Origin of the sequence: Acinetobacter sp. MF4640 (assembly GCF_002018895.1) — a bacterium.
Classification (GTDB): Bacteria; Pseudomonadota; Gammaproteobacteria; order Pseudomonadales; family Moraxellaceae; genus Acinetobacter; species Acinetobacter johnsonii.
Window position 1 is genome coordinate 1 of record NZ_MVOM01000049.1, and the last position, 20,055, is coordinate 20,055.

Here is a 20,055-nt window from a genome sequence, read left to right on the forward strand (position 1 = left end):
GGACAAGCATCGTCATTTTATTATGGTCAGCCTCAGGGTGAAGTGTGTCTAATCAACAGGGTTTTCGGTCTCTAAGTACTTTTTAAAGGGAACATCATCGACTCAAATCTCTATTTGCAACAGTGCCCATTTCTATTTGGGGGTTACAACTGAATTTCGCATAAGAGATTTTATGTTAAATAGATTTATTTTGTTCTGTAATGTGGATCACTTCTAATAATTATTTGTTCAAAGTTAGCCTCATAAAATTGAGAAATTTTTTCAACTTTAGAGCGTATTAGAAGACTTTTGTCCAAATAAATTACTAGTTTATTTAATTTTGAATTAAAAATAGCTCTTCCTCTTGGAATTTCTTCATATTCTATATATTTCAAATCATTCATCCTGCTTTGAAGAACTTTCCAATACTCTATATGAGCATAATTACTATCGGCTAACCCTATAGAGTCAATATCTGAAAGAGCGAAATCATGTGCAACTCCTAAGACCTCATCTTTCCAATACCAAAAAATTCCAATCTTCATATGGCATACCTATCTTTATATAATATTCTATATACTAGACCTCTTGCGTTAGTCAAAATTTAATCAGTGATAATTGTTGATTTTTAAATAAATATCAAAGTCTAAAATAGTTAAAAATGATACTTTCGCAAGAGGCCTAATATTAACTTTATTTAATGGATATAAAAATTGATTGAATACACGCCAAAATTGGAAAAGTTAAAAGAGTATTTAGACCACTTATCTGTTGCTGAAAAAGAATGTTTACATGATTTGAGTTACCCATTTATCCCTAATTTTGATCCTTTATTTGATTTCTCGAAGAATAAAGTGCTTATAGTTGGTCAAGAAACTAAAGGATGGCAAGGGCGGTTAAAAGATTTTCTAAATGATGATATTAGCTTTGAAAATGTGATTAAAAAAAGTAAAGACCGCCATGCTGAATTATATGGACAAACAAAAGATCAAAGTCGTTTTCTTCAATTTTTGAGGAAAGTTAAACAGATTAATAATAATGAACCTGTACAGTGGTTAAACTTTTACTTCTTTGACTATAAGAAAAAGTCTTTTAATACATTCAGGAAGAAATCTGAATATGAAGAAATTTCCGTACATCTAGAAAAATTATCTATTCAAAATTTGTCTGAGCAAATAAAACGATTAAAACCTAAAGTTATTTTTTTCACTGGTCAATATCACAATAATTTCCCTAAACTTGAAGAAAGTTTAGAACTCTTAAGCAACGAGAAAATAATGACTGGAGAGCATGTAGATAAATTTACTATGCGTATCTGGAATAATGAAACCCTTGTACTTCGAGTGCCTCATCCAGCCCATTGGAGAGCATCTTCAAATGAAGCACGAAAGGTAGCATTGAAATACTTTAAACTTTTTGATGCAAGCAAAAATATTGATGATTTTAAAGCTCAAATTAGAGTTAGTAATTGATATCATTTTTACTAATATTTCTAAAATCAACCTAATACACCTTATACGAAATTAAAAATGGGAGCCTAAGCTCCCATTTTTATTGATGATTTTTTAATTCTTTGAGCATAGCATCCCGTAAGATTTCATTCATACGTGTTTGATAACCTTTTCCCTGTGCTTTGAACCAAGCAAGCACATCAGCATCTAACCGAATTGAAGTTTGTTGCTTTACTGGACGATAGAATTGATTGTGGCGTACAGCATTACTCCAGTCGGTAATTTCAGGAATATCTGATAAATCTAGCTGATCGTCAGGAACCGTTCCCTTAGCAAGCAAGCGTTCAATTTCAGCATCTTGCTTGTCGCTGAATTTTTCATTCAGTTCTTTGCGTGAGTATCTAACCATGCTCATATTTATCTCGCTCTGCTTTAGTTACCTGTCTTGCACTAATGATTCGTATGATTTCACAGTCATCTTCATCAAAGATGGTATGAGCTACTAAGAGCATTAGTACGCCTTTCACTTTTCCAATGGTCTGCCAACGTTCTTCGCCATCGGTATGTCTGTCCTGGATTGAGATCCTTAGAGGATCTTCAAAAACAAGGCTTGCCGTTTAGAAAGAGACATCGTGTTTTTTCTGATTCTTTCGATTCTTTGCCTCATCCCATTCGAAATACTGTTCCATAAAAAACATTCAAATTTGTATATACAATAATGTATCACAAAATTGTATCACTCAAACTGAAATGCGTAATTTTTAGTCAAAATTATTGGCAAGAACTATCAAAAACGATCATAAAAAAGCCGACTTGTTTCCAAGTCAGCTTTTCGGGTTTGCGTCCCCGATTTTTTATAGCATAACTTTTTGAAATATAAAACTATTTTTATATGCGTTTCGTATAAGCTCTATTATGTTAAATGGGAGAATTAGATCCACCCTCCAGTAATAAAATCTCCTGAATCATATCCAATGGAGTACCCAATTTTTCTCTCTGGGTAAGCGATTTTATAATGATTCATTGATGCTTGTGCCAGCTTAAGTGAATAAGCTAAGAACAGCCTATCTTGTTCCAAAATTTAAATAAGTAAAATGCGATCAGATGCGTTTTAACGTAGCTATTTCCAAAAAATCCTTACGTATCTTTATGGCCTGATGTCTAACCTTCTGAGAATACTTATTTTTATCCTTAATTAGATCCTCAATCCAATATAAAACATCACTATCAATATACTCAGGTCTTTTTTGAAGCCAGTTTAAAGCTAATTCAGGCCAATAGTTTGATACGCTTTCAGAAAGTGCATAAATGACTACGTTCCTTACATCTTCTAAAGAGTATGTATGGTTTTCTAGACTATTTTCATCCATTTCCAAAAGCAATAATCCATCTCTTACATCATTCATATCTACATAACTCGAATATTTTTATTAGCCTAAAAATAAAGGATTAATAAATTACATTAGTATTGATTCTTAAATTTCCCTAAAATTAACATAATGCACGTTATACGAAGTCAAAAAATGGGAGCTAAGCTCCCATTTTTAATGCATTTTTTTAAATAAGACTAGGATGTGCATCTAAAATTCGAATCAATGTTGCTGCTGGTCCTGTTGGATAGCGTCGGCCTTGTTCCCAGTTTTGCAGAGTACGATGGCTAATGTGGAGACGTGCTGCAAATTCGCTTTGACTTAAACCAGTTTTTTCTCGCACTTCCTTAATATCTGGTAATTCAAGTTCGGTCGTTCGACTAGCTTGGATCTCTTTGCGCTTGATTGCTCCTGCTTCTTTAATCGAAGCAACTAAGTCATCAAATAAGTTGTTATCCATGAAATTGCTCCTTCACGAGTTGGCGCAGAATGGCGGTTTCTTTATCCGTTAGATTATCTTTTACAGATTTTGGATAAGCCACCAAGAAAAAGATTTGATCATCCTCATTTACCCAATAGTAAATTACTCTGATACCGGCACTTTTGCCTTTATTCCCTTGAGCACAACGTACTTTTCGAATGCCACCGCCATTCTTGATTAAGTCACCTTTATCTGGCTGAACCAATAGATCTTGTTGAAGTTGACGATATTCTTCATCAGATACAAGGTCTTTGATTTGCTTGGTAAAGATACTGGTTTCAATGAATAACATAGATTCTTTATACGTCAATGGCGTATAAAGAATTCTATCAGTTTCCGTATTAAAAAACGAGAGTTGTTGCTCTCACACCTAGACCCAGTGCTATACACGCTTAGTTTTTTATATTTCAAAAGAGTATTTTAGCAAATATCATAAAAGACCGGTCTATTCTTAAGCCGGTTTTTTATATCGCAGAGCATCATGGCTTCATCATAGATATATGAATATTAAGATAAATAAAAAGCCCTATAGTCTCTCCCGTTACTATAGGGCTTATAAAACGTTGTAATTTTTTTCTTAATTACCTACTTTTCGATGTAGGTTATGAATATATTTTACCTATTGGTAAAAATAAAGATATAAGACAAAAGATGAATACGTTAGGAATTCCGCGTAAAAACTACTAATTTCGTATAACCGCCATTATGTTAAGTGGGGATATTTTTTTACTAATTTCATTTACTTTAGCTCTTTATTTCTTAACTTCAAAACAACGTATCTCTGCCAAAAAAGTAGCATTCCTGCAAAAATACATATGTAAGTTTTATTCTCAATAGAAAGAGCGATCCCTGTAAAAATTAAAGCAAATAAAAAAGAGAGGATTAAATTAGTCTTCTGACTTAATGAAGAACCAATTGCTAATTCAAGACTAAGGAGTTTGTTTAATATTTTCATAAAAAATTATAAGTAAGAATAATTATCAATTATACCAAATAATATCTATTTTAAGATTTCCTAAAATTAACATAATACACCTTATACGTAATGCTTGATATTTCTCTTTAAATATCATTATATTAAAGCAAGCCGTTCTGGAATATAGGGCACCAGAGCGGCTTTTTATTGATTATTCATGTTCCACGCTTAAAATTCGAACAGTGTTTCATGATTTTTATAAGTTAAACTAAATTTAGTTGCTAATCCCAATAAGCTATTCACTAACTTGTAAATATCGGTATACCGCCTGACGACTAATCCCAAAAGCTTTCCCTAATGCCATTTTCGATGGATACTTCCCCTCCTTCCATGCTTGTCGTAAAGCTTCAGCTTGGTCAGGCTTTAGTTTATGCACCCGACCTTTGTACTTCCCCTGAGCAGAGGCGAGTTTTATTCCTTCCTTTTGCCGCTCTAAAATGATCTCACGTTCGAACTGTGCAAAAGCACCCATCATTTGAAGCATCAAATTATCCATCGGGGTGGATTCGGCTGTAAAAGTAATATTTTCTTTTACAAACTGGATGGCGATCCCTCGTTTGACCAGTTTATCTACTTCAGTGACCAAATCTTTTAGGCTTCGCGCAAAACGATCCATTGAATGTACAATCACCCTGTCCCCTTCCCGGACATAGTTCAACATTTCCTGAAATTTAGGTCGGTCAGTATTTTTACCTGAAGCACGGTCAACAAAAATCCGATCGACCTCAATTCCTTCAAGTTGACGTCCAGTGTTTTGCTCGACAGAACTTACCCGAACATACCCTACTTTTTGGCCTTTCACTTTTTCACGCCCTAATTGGATAAAAATGAACAATTTCGTAAATTATAAATCTTTAACACTAAAGTTACATGTTACTTATGATTAAAAATCATTTAAATGATACATAATTTCATGAACTTTCAGATTGTAACTTTGGGGTATAGTCTAAAGTAACACCTTGAACTTTTGCAACAGTGCCCTTAAATTGCTATACACACCAATGGACCAAGCCGGTTCACGTTCTCTTGCATAACTGCAACTTTATTGAAGTTCACATGCTTCAAGATCGCTTTCATCGGCTCCGACATGCCTTCGGTTTCCGACAAATCCGAAATGTACTCTGACTGGTCTACATACTTATAGAAGTTGTTATCAGGGTGTTGTTCTTTAATGCTTTGCCAACATTGGGGAACCATCACAGAGACTGGTCTGATCAGGTTGAAATTATTGGCGATATTCAACCCATACAGGTCGAAATCGGTATACACCGCTACCGGACATTCTTCTGGCAGAACTTCAAGCAACTGATTGACTGACCGGCAGTTCTTACCATGCCCCCTGTAAAGGAATAGGCTGTCTTGCCATTCGAGTGGAACTTGCTGATACCAGTCCGAAATCCGTACAAGCATAGTGCCATTCTCAATAATGATCAGCTTCCTGATTTTTTCTACTGCAAGATGCTCTAAGGACACGGCTGTTGTCACGCCAGGATGTGCAATGTGCATCTCACCGGACTTTAACGGTAGTTGTGCATTGATCGCAGCAAACCAAAGCTGCTCACCGAAAACGCTGGCATTGCCAGACTTTTCATCTATACGATGATCAGCAAGCGATATTCGGTCTGCATTGGAGTCATACGTTACCTCTGGCTCCGTTTTTACATGCTTTCCGTACAGAACCCGAAGCACATCAAGATCTGATTCACTTAGATGCAGCTCACGTTTGATGATGCTGCCGATCTGCATGTCTTTGTTCAGCATTGTCCATGTCTTGTTAAGCTTCACCACTCTGGTTTTAAGCTGTAAAACCGTCTGAATGATTGAGAGTTCTCTTTGCCCTAAGCGCATTGCATCACCTTTCCGTTGCTGTCTTTGCGACGAAACACGATATCTGAAATGTAGTAGTTGCCATTATATTTAGCATCCGTTTCACCCACTAACTGCAACTCAAGATGGTTTGAGTGGTTGAGTTCAAACTCATACAGGAGGCGACTAATCCAGTATTCAAATTTGCATCCAGGCTCTAGGCGTATGTAGGCGTTCTTTGCTGATATTTCATTGATTGCCGGACTGCCAAAAGCGTCAAAGAAGAAAAATGCAGCTTTATCCAGAGGTGAGACTGCCTTCACTATCGTATGCGTTGCCTTCTCTACCGGTGGGCGTTTTTTTTCAACAACTGGACCATCTTTTTTAACACGCTTCTGATTGGCTGTCTGAGCTACCGCAGATAAAGTGTTCTCAAAATCCTCAAGGTAGATATCGGCACGAGCTTTCAGCTTGATAAGTGGTACACGACGGAAGCTATCAGGTGCCTTGTTGAAATCAATATCGGCATTCAGCGTCCGGTTGTTGGCAAAATGACGGTGCAGCGCATCAATCAGATTGATTCGCTCCTGGGTTTTTATGTCCTTTTTCCATTCAAAGAGTTGCTTGTCCAGTCGGTGATGGCTGTGGTTCATTTCTTCAATGGCTTCAAACACGCTTGGCTTGAGACGTTTGGAGATCACTCTCTGCAAGTCTGCATCACCTACCGCCAATTCATCCATCGTATTTGGTGAAAGGATTTCCAGTGCCGTAATTAGCATTTTGGCAGTCTTTAAGCTTTGTTCAGCCTTACGCATTTTCATGTCGTAGTTGTTGAACAGCGACAGATACTCAAAGCACTGATCGGCAAAATTGGTCATGTTCTCGCTGATATTGTTTGAAAGCTCAATAATCAGGTCACTTGCTTCAACCTTTAATACTTCGGCACTTTCCGGGTCCTCGACTTTTGACAAGGCATAGTCGGTACTCACCGTTTTGATACGATCAATCAGACCGCTAATGTCGGGTGCGGAAATGTTGCGTTTCTTTCTGTTTTTATAGAAATTCACAAACTCAATGACGAAGTTTCTTAGATGCAGCGTGTTTTTTTCTGCATCCAGATACCCAAGATCGCAAGACAGCAAATTATCAATCAAGGATTTGTTTGATTCATTGACCTGAATAGACGAACTGGTAAACATGATTGCTTCGGCAATAGCATCAATGTTTGCAGAGAAAACCTTCGCCCCACGTTCAGCCGGATTCACGAAGTCGATCATAGTAACTCGCCCTGCTCCACATCATCTGTTTGAGTGATATCAATCGCATTGTGTTCGGCAAGGTACTCAGCTTCATCGTAGAAAATCGACCAACGTGAAGTTGCCAAAAACTCAGTACCCACAACCCCAACCGGCACTAAATATTCGCGCTGTACCAAAAACTGAATAACACCGTTGATCTGGTCTTTCACTGTGCTTGCGGTCTTACCCAACTTTGCAGAGAGTTCTTTTAGCCCTTTTTGGACATGCTTGGACTTCTCCACTTCAACCAGGATTTCACCAGACGTAATTCTGTCGCCTCCAATCAGAGGTTCATTGCGCCCCCCTGCCTTTCTGAACAGTCGCAGCCAGTCCACAAGTGGCTCCATTTTGCTGACGTTTTCCTCAAACTGTTTGGTGATGACCTTTTTGATCTCAGGGTCACTTTCAATATCAAGGTAAATCAGGAAATACCCACCACCGCACGGTGTCTGAATACACTTTTTGCCTAGAAAACTAATATGGTTGTTTAGTTGATCTAAAAATTCGACATCATTCAAAAACTCAAAGTTCTCAAAATCACTCCACTGGTCAATTAGATAACCTTCTAATAATTTGGTCGCTACTTTTGTTAATCGTTTATCAGCCATTTAAAATTCTCCACTTTTTCCCTATTAGACTGGTTCTGCTGCAAGCAATGGGTTATCGCCTTCGATTTCCAGTGGAACAACAGTGCTGACACCATTGGCTCCAACAATGTAGAGATTCTTAAACTTGTGGTTAGAGGTTGAGTTTTCCGGTTGAGCACAGACCAGATAGATTTTGTTATGGTCCATCATGTCGAACAGCAAATTGGTGTTGATCGCATCAAAGTTGCCAATCTCGTCAAGCGGGATATGGATGTAGGTCGAGTTATCAGGGCATAACTTCCGTGACAATGCGAGGAACATGATCAGCACCAGAATACGTGACGTTCCTGTACTCCCTGCACTGGTAAAGTCGTTGTCAGTACGCAGCTCGGCAAGACGACCATTGTTCATCACGCTCATTTTCAGACGTACCATAGAGCGGATATCATCAGTATGTCCTTTGGTGCTTTCAATTGCCTTTAAGGTGTATTCACAGCAACGAATGAAATCCTCGCTCGGAATGGAGCTGCTTTGCATGTTTTCAAAGGATTGATAGTCCTCACACTGCAAAACAAACTGATTGAGCTGATCTAGGGTGTTCTTGTCATTCAGCACACTTTCCAGATTCATTGAGAAGTCAGTGAATGCCTTGAACTTGTTGCTACGGTTCAGGTAGCCAGACAGTTCCGTAGATACGCTCTTTAAACGCTTATTTAGATTAAGGATTTCCTGAATATAGTTACGCAACTGAGCCGATTTATTACGGAAAATGTTTGTGACTGCATCATGCTTTTTCGGCAAGTCGTAGTCCATGATGCTTTCGATGGTAGACATGGAGTTAATGGTGTTCATGGTTTCACTGGTAGTCCCCATACTCTCCATCTTTTCCTCAAACAGCTTGAACAGAGAGAAGGCTTCATATTTGCGCAGTAATGCCTTAGAAGCGTTTGTCTGCAAGCGTAATTGATAAATCTGTTTCTTCTGTGTATCAGCCAACGTACCCAGATCACGAGAGAAGCTGTCGAAGCTTAAAAACTCAGGTCGATCTACCTCTACCAATAGGATATCGTCATCGAACAGGTTTTCGATTTCACGCCCCTGTTTATCCAGCTTTTTGATTTTCTCCCTGAAATCTTGTGCACTCGCTTCAAGATTGTCCACTCTTGTACGAAGGGAGGTTCGGACTTGTTCAAGCTCACTTTCCAGTTTGGAAAGATTGTGGCTGTATTCAGATACAAGTTTCAGAGCTTGGTTCATGTCCTCGATATGGTTCTGCTTGTACTGATAGTGGTTTTTCTTCCACATATCGTACTCAGCCAAAATGCTTTCATAGCCTTTGACTTTGGTGTGCTGTGCAATCGCAGCCTTGATCTTCATTTCTGCCTGTTTCAGGATATTTTCATCCACGCCTTGCTCACGCAGTTTGCTGTGATACAGGTTGGTCAAATCATCCATCTTGGCTTGATAGCTGCTCTCTAGCTGCTTTTCCTTTGTGGCAATCAGATCAAGCTTGATACGCAAGTCTGCATAGGACGCATCATAGCTCTCCTTTAAGCCATTTTTTTCAAGCATGTTGGCTGATCGAAGCTCACCACGTTTCTTCGGCTCAATCTGATTGTTGAAAGTTTGCAGCTCGTATTTCGCTCTATTTACAGCTTCTTGCTCAATACGTGTAGCTTCTGCCTTCTTCGCTTTCAGCTCTTTCTCAGTCTGGTCATAAACCTGTCGGGCTTGCTGCTTCTCGTTTTGCAGGGTATTTAACTCATTTTCGAGTTTAACAACTGCAATATTGGTCTCGTTGATCTCTCTATGGATGGACTGAGCCAGATGCGATTGCTTGTCGTACTGCTCAACCAAAGAAGCCGTGTAAATCTCGGCATCTTTCAGACGTATTTGTAGTTGCTCAAGACTGTCGGCTTCCCCTGGAATCTCCAACTTGTTCAGGTCTATTTCAAGACCATAGAGGCTTAGCGCATTGGCATTCACGCCAGTTTGCCAGACAGGGTTCAGGTTGGTTTTGAAGAAAAGCTCAGGATTGATGACCTTCGCAATGGTAGTACGCCAGTCCACATCTTCATTCGGTGCATCATTCAGGAACCGTAGCAAGGTGTCTTTCTGGAACAGGGTTGTACGCAGATTCTCTTCTGACTGCTTGGCTTTCTCAAGCTTGGCTTTTAATCCATTAAGATCATACTGCGCCTTGTTTTGATCAAAATTAAGTTGTTTAAGCTTGTTTTGAGCCGCTTTCAATTCGTCAGACTTTGCAGACAAGGTATTCTCTTTGACTTCATAAGCCAACTTGAGGCGCTGTAGCTGTAGGTTTTCTTCATCCGTAAACAGTGTTGATTGGTGCATGCGCTCCATAGCTGCTGACTGGATATCCAGAAGCCTTTGACGTTCACTGGAAATTTCTTGATCAAGAATTTGGAGCTGTTCAGCCTGTTTGCGCTCAAGCTCTTTCACCTTGAGATCAAAGCGGTTTCGCAACTGGTTGATTGCCTCCTGAACCTCGTTAGATTCAGCATTAAGGGCTTCACTGGATGCCATTTTTTCACGAAGCAAATCTGCTGAATGCTTGTCGTACTCGCGGTTGATATTTTCGTAGCTTTCAGTCAAAAACTGTTTGTATTTCTTCGCTTCTTCAATCTCGTTGAAGTAGTGCGCACGTTTCTTATATTCCTGTTCCATGACGGAAATATTCATGTCTTGATAACGTCTTTCCGCAACTTCAATATCATGAATTGCCTGTTTAAAGTTACCTGCAGACTTTTCTTTTACTGCAATCAGCTCTTTGACTTGTACAATCTGGTTATTCAGGTTACGGACTGTCTCATTCCCTTTGTTCTTTACCGCATAGATTTCATGCTCTATCGAACTGATCTGCTGCTCGTAGTTCACCACATGGTCCCGGAGTACCAACAGGTGTGCATGAAGCGCATTAAAGGAGGCTAAGACCGCATTCTTTAACTGAATGCCAGAGATAATCTTCTGCTTTTCCGATTGAAGGCTTTGTAGGGCTTTCACATCATTGATGGTTGCTAACCAATCTGCGGTAGAGGTTGGTTTTGTTTTGATTTTCTCGTTGTCCAAATACGCTTCAATTAACATGGTTTTGAAGTTTGAGACAACATTGTTCTGGTTAATCGTTACCTGGGTCAGATTGCTCAGGAATTTTAGCTGTTGTTTGCTTCCAGACAGTGAATAGCGGTTGCATAAATCACGAAGGTTTCTTTCACCTGTCAGTCGTGATTTATCTGCAGTCAGCGTATAGATATATTCAGGGATGCTGTCGATCTGACGGCTCACATCAACGCCAGATTTATAAACCTGATCAAATACGTCTTTCACATTCTGAGAAAGACCCAAGATTTCCAGACTGCTCTCACTTAATAGCGTATCTTCCGCGCATCCATCAACAAATCGGTAGTTGTGCTTGCCCTGATTATTATTGCGATACAGCACCACACACTTTGTACCTGAGTGAGCAAGGTATTCAAAAATCACCATGCTTCGACTGCTCGGCAAATAGTAGTCTACGAAATTTTTCTTGTTTGCAGCTTTCTCTATTAACCCATTTGGTGAGGCACCAAAGAAAATAGGAATCAGGTTCAGGAATGAGGTTTTCCCTGCACCGTTGATACCGGTAATGTTTGTATGACCACCACTAATATCAACTCGGAATAGTTTAGATGAAAGAAAAGAATCATAAAGAATGATTGACTGTAAACCTTTCATAGAGGTTTCTTGAGGGTTAATAATACTCATTATATACCTTTTATAAATATTCATAAGTCTAATGGATACTTCAATTTTAAATAAAATCTACTGTAACTCTTCCAGACAGATATGAAATTAATCCACCCCTAGCCCTTTAAACACCGCATCTACCGGATCTGCATAGAAGCTGGTCTGGAACTTGGTAAACAGTTCCACAGGAATCGTTGGGATATCTGCCGCACTACTCATTGGCAAAGCAACCTTCTTGGCACCCGCATCAAAAGCAACTTGCAGACATTCGGCAATACTTTCCACCGGTGTCACAGAACCACCCAAGCTCATATCACCCAGTACCACCATCTGACTTTGAACCGATCGTCCTAAGAGGCCAGAAGCGAAAGCCACTAAACTTGGCAGAGCAAGATGGCTGAGCGGGCCGGTATTCTGTAATTCAACCACATGTAAGTGGAAGTCATGTTCCATCACCTTACTACCACCCGATATTCTGGATGCATTGGCCTTGAAGTAGTCAAATGCGATCTTGACCTGCTCCTTGGCACTGCTTGAATTCCATAAGCCTGACGTCGCCAGCTTTCCTGAACCTTTGGTGACTTGAAGTTCTAAGCGGTATAACCCCGGCATGCCTTTATTACTGAGCCCGATGGTATATAAGAAACCTGGCTTGGCTGGACCTTCTGGAATCAGTCCGCCACCACCCTGCTCTTTTACCGATACAAAATGTTCTTCTAAGGTATCATTATCGATGTAGCTGAAATGAACGTCATAGAATTCCATGCCACCAATTTTCTTCAGCTGCTCTTTGACACGACGGCGTACCTGCAGCGCATATTCCAGACATTGCCGTACATCTTCTTTATTAAACTGACCGTGTGGGTAGAGCAGCTTCATCAATCCGGAAACCGTCTTGCGAACTGCGATCACATCACGCTGATTCAGGTTGTTACCGAGCTTGAAGTACTTCTCAATCGAGTCTGCAAAGCTACGCTTACGCATTTCCCGGAAGAATTCAGCCAGATAATCAACGATCAATCCATAACGGTTGGTGAAGAACTCCGGGCGCATCTTCGGAATTTCCCAGCCGGGGATATAAGCATGAAAACGATCGAAGAATGCCGAATCGATCATGGCTTCAGGGAAAGGTGCCAAGAGATGGCTGGTTTTTACCAACGATTCGACGCTTTGGTTAATATTACCCACAAAAACCATCGAAGCTGAGGCTTCCATCTGTTCACGACCACGGGCAAAAGATCCTGAGGCCATGTAATCTTTCATGATCTGTACACCATCTTTGTCCTTAAAGGAAATACCGGCGACTTCATCAAAAGCTACCACATCCCATAAGCCCACCAGACCAATACGGCGGCTACTCATGTTATAGAACAGGTTGGCGACAGTCGTTTGCCCACCGGAGACTAAAATACTATTCGGTGAACACTCTTTGTAAATATGGCTTTTCCCGGTACCGCGTGGTCCCAGTTCACAGACGTTATAGTTATTTTCAACGAACGGAACCATACGCGCTAATAGGTGCCATTGCACGTCCTCTTTTAACGAAGCCGGTTCCATGCCGATCGAACGGATTAAACTCTCGCGCCACTGATCAGTGCTTAATGCTGCTCTGCCACTGAAGAGTTCATCCATATTCATATTCGGCATTTGAATCGGCTTGAGTAAACTCACCCCAAATGGAGAACTAGTCTGTCCTTCTTCAAAATAATAACTGAGCGTAGCAATGACCCAGATACCACCGACCAGCAGCTTTTCATACTCTTTGACGATGCCTGCCGAGATCTCTGCATCTTTGATGCCCAGATTACTAAATGATGCTTCATATTTGTCCTTACGCTCATTCAGCTTTACGGTCACCCGATCAATGACCTTATAACTGCCACGCTCACGAACCAGGGATTTCACCTTCTCAGCTTCATCAGGTCGTACATAGTTCTCTGCCAGCACGGTCTTTACGTTACGTAGTCCCTGTTCAATGATCTCGGGGTCATCCGAGGCACAATACATCCCTAGCAGGTATTCGAGTACATAGACCGGGACATTGGCCCCTTCTTTGATCAGTTTGGTCAGATCCTTGCGTACCACCCGCCCAGCAAAGTGTTCATTCAGCAGCTGATCCAGTTCTTTATCGTTAGCAGATTCCATGTAGGCTACGCTCTATCGTTAATTCGTTATCAGAAGAAGTCATCGGTAAATGCCAGATCAATGGTGACCTTATAGCGCTGCATCTCGATATTCAGGTCTTTGTCCTTCAGTACCAGGAAGTAATCTTTCTTACGGTCAAAATCAGTGCCAGACAATGACAGTCTGACCTGTTTGACCCGATCGGCAACAGAGTCGGTACTGCTATCAAAAGTCAAAGTTTCTTCACTGGAAACTTTGAGATCTCCATCATAAATGGCAATGGATAAAGTCACTGGCATGACCAGCTCACTGACAGCTTCAGTTTGCATCAAGTCAAACTTCTGGATGTTATTGACCATCTTCAGCGTGGATTTGGTGGAAATGACACCGACTTTACGCTTGGTGCGTTGCCCAGCTTTTTCACCACGTAGCTGTTTTACAGTCAGTACCGGCACCACAATTTCCTGAGGCATGATGCCGCCATGCACAAAACGTGAGCCTCCTACAAAATGGAAACGGTTCGCCCCTTTTGGAATCCAGAAATCAGTCGCAGATAGTGTGCCTGCCGTAGCTTGGGTTGAGCCTTTCCATGCTTCCTTGCTCTCTGGTAAACCATGCCCAATCACATAGCGTTTTTTGCTCTTCAATGTATTGGTAGGTTTTTCAGTCAAGCTTGAACGATCCGCAGATTCCAGTTTACTTTGCTGGAACAGGAAGCCATGGTCGGCTGTAATCAACAGGGTAGAAATATTGAAGTGCATTAAGATTTTGCGGCTGAGTTCGGTCAGCTCTTCAATGGCATGTTCTACCGCCATAAAGGTTTCTGATTCTGTCGAGGCGCTGTCACCACGTGCATCAATCACGTTGTGATAAACGTAAATCAGCTCATGGTCTTTCAGCGCTTCACGACCTTCATCACGCGACCAGCCTTTTACCGTTTCAGCGGTAACTGCCAATCCATTATAGGCAGCCAGAATTTTGGATCGTGCTGCAGTCCCTTTGCTGGACTGCCCATCTACTAAAACATCATCCCCTGCGGCCTCTTTGTACTCCAAAGTTTGATGCGGCAACAACGAGGCCATGCCAAGTGTGGTGTAACTTGGGACAACGCCCAGCTGTGAAGACAAGGTCGCTTCAGAATAACGCTTTTCATTAATACGATCACGCAGCTCTACCGCAGCTTCATAGCGGAAAGCATCACTGATAATTACCACAATACGGCGTTTCGTTGCAGAACCCAGTAAGGATCTGACGTGGGTATCATAGAAGTTCTGCTGATTTGGGATATCTGCCACTTTCCAGACATTCAAGCGTTGCTCAGCTTCAACCCGCTCTCCCCAGTTTCGTGCCAAGTGGTCAATAAACCAGTAGGAATAGCAATTTTCGACTTCTTCATCGAGTTTTTTTAGGATATCGACATGAGCGCGTTGAGAAGCAGCACTGTAGTGGCGGTAGGCCATATCAAAGCGATACAACTCCTGCTCGTAGGCTTTATACAAGGCTTCGCTAGAGTCGAAATAGAAACTGGCATCAAACTGCAGTCGCAGGCTGAACAGGTCAATGGCTGCCTGCAACGCGGTATAGACGGTACGGTATTTACGGCGGGTTGCATCGTCCTTATGTTTGGAAGCCCAATAGCCATCCAGACGGGTAGAAATAATCGTTCTGAAATGTTCCAGTTCAGCTTTGGCTGCTGCAGGGATATGACTGGCCAAATCAACAATGATCTTTTGTTCAATCACTTCAAAGGTCATGACATCGAGCAGCTGCTCCAGATCAAAAGCCCCGACCTTTTCTTGGATCCGCAGTGCATTGGCCACGGTCTGGGAGAGTGTATCGAAGGTTGGGTAGTATTTGGAGCTGTCTCTCCAGCGCGACAAAAAGGCTCTGGCTGTTGCACGGGAGCTGACTGATGACATCACCAGTTCTTGAGCCCATAGCGGTATATCGCCCAAGCTTTCACAGAAACCTGTAGTCATCAAACGGATAAAGAACGTACCGAGCTTGAATGGTGCTTCCCCATTCAATTCTTCAACCGATGCTGGATAACCAATTTCCGCCTGTAATGCGGTGACTAAAGCTGGCACCAGTTGGAATTTTTCCAGTTCAGCAAAGGATTCTGGATTGACTTCCAGAGCCAGGTTCTGCTGTACCATTTCATCTGCCAACGCCAGGACAATATGCATCAGCTCGGCACTGTCGGCCTTGACCACAGCCGCAATCATGGCCATGTCCAGATCCTGTGCTTCGGCATCTGGCTGGATATAGCGTTTTAACGCGCTCAGACGGGCTTTGGCTTTGAGGAATTCTTCACGTTGAGCCAGATGTTCTCTTAGACTTTGCTGTTGTAAACCAAGCTCATTGAAGATAATCGAGAAACGATCGGCATAGAAGCTGCGTGAATAGAGCTTGATGTCCAGTAGCCAGTCTTTTTCGGTTTCAGGCTCAGGACTAGGGAAATACAGCAAGTATTTACCCTGCTGATCTTGCAGTTCCAGTTTGAGCTTGATCGCCAGACTCGACTCTTCTGCCATATTCAGAATCTGGACATCCCCCAGATTTAACGCTTTTACTTCTTCGCTAAAGGACTGTTCAGCGTCGTACCAAAAGACAATTCGGTGCTGTTCAGTATAAAAGGCTTGTTCCAGGCCTTGTTGAAGTTGATTTAAGTTCATGCAAACACCTCTGCATGATCTCGTTCGCAAGAAAAGCTATTCATCACTTCTCCCCCGTAATCGCTTTGACTTCAGCCAACAAGTCCCCAAACTTGCCGTAGTTCACTTTCACCCCATCATCTAGATCCAGTGATATACGCTGATCGGCATAGTGGCGCAGTTTTTCTTCAAAGCTACTCAGTTCAGCCTGTTGCTTATGCAAGTTTTGCAGTTCTTTCTCTTTACGTTTAATTTCAGCAGCTGAATCACTGTTTTCGATTTCACTTTGCAAAGAATTAACCATAGCCGCCATTTTGGAAATCAGTGGCATGACATATTCGGTACGCATACGCGCCAAAGTACTTTCGTTATAGCGGTGCAAGTATATTAATGCCTGAAAAGCCCCCTGTTTTCCACTGCTGAATAACCAGTAGATCGGGCGCTTTTTATAGGTCTGCATGTGGTCTTTGTAGAACTTACTCGCCAAATAACGGCGAATCGTTTCTTCAGCGGTTTCGTTGGCTTTTTTATCCAAGCTTTCTTCTAGCCACAACATATTGGCATCCAGTGTATCTTTACCCCACACTGCAGTTAAGAACTCTTGGATACGGTGTGTAGCATCATCTTCAAACCAGTGCATTTCGGTCAATGGAATAATGCCATCAGCATCGGCTGGGAATGTTTGATAACGACTTGCATCAAAGTCTTGATTGCCTGCATGGGCATAGATCAAGCCTGGTTCGTCCAAGCTATAACGTCCCATCATGCAGCCAAGTGCATAAGAGACTAAACGCTGGCTGTCTTTTTCACGGTCGGCACGGGTCAGCGTAATTTGCTCATCTGGTACATCTGGGGTGAGTTCATCCTGTAAACCATAAGCATCAATAAACAGCTTATTATTTTCTTCTTCAAGACGTTTCATCTCAGCCACGGCGTCAGCATTTTGTTGTTGCCATGTGTTAAAGGCTTGTTGTAAGGTCGGCTGATTGCTACGAATGATAGGATTTTGAGTAAAGTCCCATGAGATTTCATATGAGTCCCAATTGATTCTACCAATACTTAATAAATTTAAACTAGATTGATTTATTGCATCTAAAATATCTTTATTCATTATTACTGGAAATTTACTTATATCTCCAGACTGGAAATTAAGTGTAGGACTTATTGCCCCCAGTATCTTAGGTAGTATTTTGGAATTTAAAAGAGCTAAAAGATAAGAACGTAAATCCCCTGAATCAAATATGCAACATCCACCATTATCAAATATATATCCATCTTCAAACCATCTAATACTGAAGTTAGCTGAAGTTACTGTGCCCCATGTTAATCCTGGTTTAAAGAAATATTGCTCATTTGCAATAACAGCTGTAGGAATCTCACGAATTGCTTTTCCTTGCTCTTGCCAATCAATTAAATAATTGTTATGTCCATACCACTTTAGAAAGCCACCTCCTTTATTATATGGATACCACCGATAAGAGCTATTATATTCAGGTTGTCGAATTCCGAAATTTGTAATTTTCACCTCAGGCCAATAACGCAAAAACTTATCATTATTGCTCGTTGAGTTACCCTTTCGTGGTGATGAAATATTGCCTAATGGATATCCTGTTTCAAAGGCCTTCTTAATATTATCACTTAACCAATAAGCAATAGGACTTCCAGGAATTTTATTAAAGTCGTCTTGAACAATTGAATCAAATCGATTTAACCCTGCTTTTAATTCAGATTCTTTTTGAGTCTGCTCAGTATTTACAAGACGGAAAAATACTGGCTTGAATTTATTTAAGTGTTTACATTGCATGACAAAAGCTGTCGCTTGTACCACTTCACCCGATATTTCAGGAAATGCTCGAGCACCTAAATGTGCCATGTTCTGAATCGTACGATCTTGTAACAGCTTTTCACGCATCGCTTCATAGGATGACAAGAACATCCAGCTTTGCATGGTCACCATGCTGTTAAAGCCACTGTCTTTGCACCATTCAAACCCACGTTCAATAAACATGGCAAATAGGTCTGACTTGCTGTCTGGGAATTGCTTTTTGGCAAAATCTTTAAGTGCTGTATTCATCCCCTTAGCACCCATATACGGCGGATTCGCAATCACTGCATCATATTGTTTAGCCAGTAATTTTGCTTGCTGGACGAGCGGTAACAGCTCTTGTGCTGACTGCTGTGCAAAAATATCCCCTGACGCTAATGCTGTATTCAGCTTGCTTTCTAACTCAGGCAGTTTCTTCGCAAATGCTGCTGGAATTTGAATCAAAGAACCAAAGGTCGAAGCATGTTCAAATAGGTCTAGCAGTTCTTTTAAATCGGTCTGAGCAATACCAGTATTTGCCAAGTCCTGACTCAATGCGTCTAAACGTTCAGGCTGACTGTCCTGTAAGGCAATAATATTCAGCTTCGGTGGATTGCTAAATAGACGGCGGTCATCCTCACGCGCTTTCATTAATAGTGCAAAGCTTGAGAGCTGTGCTGCACGGGTATCAATATCAATGCCGTACAGGTTCTTTTCTAAAATCAAACGTGGAATATCACGGCTGCGGTAACCACGTTCTAAATAAATCGCTTTTAAGCAATCATAGGCTTCCACCAGAATATGCCCCGAACCACAGGCCGGATCCAGCACCGTAATGCTTTCAGGGTTTAAGATATCGCCATCTTCACTGATACGAACATCAATTAGCTGTTTCAGCTGTGCATTGACTTCATCGGTCTGTTCCGCAGGCTGAATATAGTATTCCCAATCACTGGCTAGGGTACTTTCTGGCTGAGCCATCATCCATAGACGACCAACACTATTTTGCACCAAATACTTCACAATCCAGTTTGGGGTGAAGAGTTGTGTCGCTGCAGGAATATCTTCACTCTTGACGACTTTACCAATCACCTGATCTTTCTTTTCAGAAATATAGAACTGATACAGCCAACCAATAATCTGCACATCCGACCAGTCTTCTTCCGGAATGCTGCTGACCAGATCACGGATCAACGAATCGGTTTTAGTCAGGTTATCCGGTAATAACAGTTCAGATTCATCAGAAACCTGTTCAAACAGGAGTGGCATCACTTGGTTTAATGCATGACATTGGGCCAGTAATAGCTCCCGGTACAGTTCTTCGTCTTTATTGCCATCTAGCTTTAACTCAGCCACACGGCTGGCATTTAAACCCGGTAACTCAATATCCAGACATTCTTCCAGAATCTGCGGCAAGCCGGCACTGCCATCGGCACTGCTTAGCACACGGCGGCCATGATCCAGCAACCCTTTGCATTCCATGTAGCGAATCGCACAGAGACGGTTAAACCAGCTGTAGGCAATATAATCGATGCTCTGCTCAAAACTGCTGGCTTGAATGCGTTTGATCAGCTTGTCACGTGGTTTCAGCACCGACAATGGAAAAACGTTGTCTCCTATCAGCAGCAAGTCACCTTTCTGTTCTGCCGGTAAAATGCGGTCTGCGGTGATGCCGTATTTGGCCGCCTGCTTGCGCATAGCGGCAATAAAATCGTTACGTGCTTGCGGTGCGTATTTTTTAATATTACTGGTGTTCATAGTTCAACCTTAAATTAATG

Annotated in this window: 14 protein-coding genes and 2 pseudogenes; 2 read left to right on the forward strand and 14 right to left on the reverse strand. The window is 41.4% G+C overall.

Going from position 1 to position 20,055, the window contains the following annotated elements:
- Window positions 1–75: pseudogene (locus MF4640_RS19100) on the forward strand (IS6 family transposase); the annotation flags it as partial.
- 110 nt (window positions 76–185) lie between these two features.
- Here MF4640_RS19100 and MF4640_RS14695 read toward each other — a convergent pair.
- Window positions 186–524: a hypothetical protein gene (locus MF4640_RS14695; protein ID WP_062035473.1), complete on the reverse strand. Its 339-nt coding sequence runs from the start codon at window positions 522–524 to the stop codon at window positions 186–188.
- A gap of 168 nt (window positions 525–692) precedes the next feature.
- Between MF4640_RS14695 and MF4640_RS14700 the strand changes: the two genes are divergently transcribed.
- Window positions 693–1,451, forward strand: a complete 759-nt coding sequence (locus MF4640_RS14700) for a hypothetical protein (protein ID WP_057691016.1) — start codon at window positions 693–695, stop codon at window positions 1,449–1,451.
- Between the two features lie 79 nt (window positions 1,452–1,530).
- On the opposite strand, the gene MF4640_RS14705 is transcribed toward MF4640_RS14700, so the two are convergent.
- From MF4640_RS14705 to pglX, 13 genes and pseudogenes are all read right to left on the reverse strand, one after another.
- On the reverse strand, window positions 1,531–1,845 hold the full coding sequence (locus MF4640_RS14705; protein WP_004282216.1) for a BrnA antitoxin family protein: 315 nt from the start codon (window positions 1,843–1,845) through the stop codon (window positions 1,531–1,533).
- Window positions 1,832–2,119, reverse strand: a pseudogene (locus tag MF4640_RS14710) (BrnT family toxin). The gene MF4640_RS14705 and the pseudogene MF4640_RS14710 overlap by 14 nt, the downstream one beginning before the upstream one ends.
- A gap of 411 nt (window positions 2,120–2,530) precedes the next feature.
- Window positions 2,531–2,836, reverse strand: a complete 306-nt coding sequence (locus tag MF4640_RS19500) for a hypothetical protein (RefSeq protein ID WP_078390056.1) — start codon at window positions 2,834–2,836, stop codon at window positions 2,531–2,533.
- Between the two features lie 151 nt (window positions 2,837–2,987).
- The gene (gene nadS / locus MF4640_RS14720) at window positions 2,988–3,260 is read right to left on the reverse strand and encodes a NadS family protein (protein WP_004676016.1); all 273 of its coding nucleotides are present in this window, start codon (window positions 3,258–3,260) and stop codon (window positions 2,988–2,990) included.
- Window positions 3,253–3,573: a type II toxin-antitoxin system RelE/ParE family toxin gene (locus tag MF4640_RS14725; RefSeq protein ID WP_078390057.1), complete on the reverse strand. Its 321-nt coding sequence runs from the start codon at window positions 3,571–3,573 to the stop codon at window positions 3,253–3,255. The genes nadS and MF4640_RS14725 overlap by 8 nt, the downstream gene beginning before the upstream one ends.
- Window positions 3,574–4,492: 919 nt before the next feature.
- Window positions 4,493–5,059: a recombinase family protein gene (locus tag MF4640_RS14735; RefSeq protein ID WP_000678311.1), complete on the reverse strand. Its 567-nt coding sequence runs from the start codon at window positions 5,057–5,059 to the stop codon at window positions 4,493–4,495.
- A 179-nt stretch (window positions 5,060–5,238) separates the two neighbouring features.
- On the reverse strand, window positions 5,239–5,946 hold the full coding sequence (locus MF4640_RS14740; RefSeq protein WP_227518671.1) for a hypothetical protein: 708 nt from the start codon (window positions 5,944–5,946) through the stop codon (window positions 5,239–5,241).
- Between the two features lie 149 nt (window positions 5,947–6,095).
- A complete protein-coding gene (locus MF4640_RS14745) occupies window positions 6,096–7,340 on the reverse strand; it encodes a hypothetical protein (protein ID WP_005100615.1) in 1,245 nt (414 codons plus the stop codon).
- Window positions 7,337–7,969, reverse strand: a complete 633-nt coding sequence (locus MF4640_RS14750) for a condensin complex protein MksE (RefSeq protein ID WP_004676008.1) — start codon at window positions 7,967–7,969, stop codon at window positions 7,337–7,339. The genes MF4640_RS14745 and MF4640_RS14750 overlap by 4 nt, the downstream gene beginning before the upstream one ends.
- A 24-nt stretch (window positions 7,970–7,993) precedes the next feature.
- Entirely contained in the window at window positions 7,994–11,713 is a 3,720-nt protein-coding gene (locus tag MF4640_RS14755) for an ATP-binding protein (protein ID WP_078390059.1), read from the reverse strand.
- A gap of 87 nt (window positions 11,714–11,800) precedes the next feature.
- Window positions 11,801–13,840 carry a protease Lon-related BREX system protein BrxL gene (gene brxL, locus MF4640_RS14760; protein WP_078390060.1) on the reverse strand — a complete coding sequence of 680 codons (2,040 nt, stop codon included), beginning with the start codon at window positions 13,838–13,840 and terminating at the stop codon, window positions 11,801–11,803.
- 29 nt (window positions 13,841–13,869) lie between these two features.
- Window positions 13,870–16,494: a BREX-1 system phosphatase PglZ type A gene (gene pglZ, locus MF4640_RS14765; protein ID WP_078390061.1), complete on the reverse strand. Its 2,625-nt coding sequence runs from the start codon at window positions 16,492–16,494 to the stop codon at window positions 13,870–13,872.
- Between the two features lie 43 nt (window positions 16,495–16,537).
- Window positions 16,538–20,035 carry a BREX-1 system adenine-specific DNA-methyltransferase PglX gene (gene pglX, locus MF4640_RS14770; protein WP_078390062.1) on the reverse strand — a complete coding sequence of 1,166 codons (3,498 nt, stop codon included), beginning with the start codon at window positions 20,033–20,035 and terminating at the stop codon, window positions 16,538–16,540.
- Window positions 20,036–20,055 lie beyond the last annotated feature (20 nt).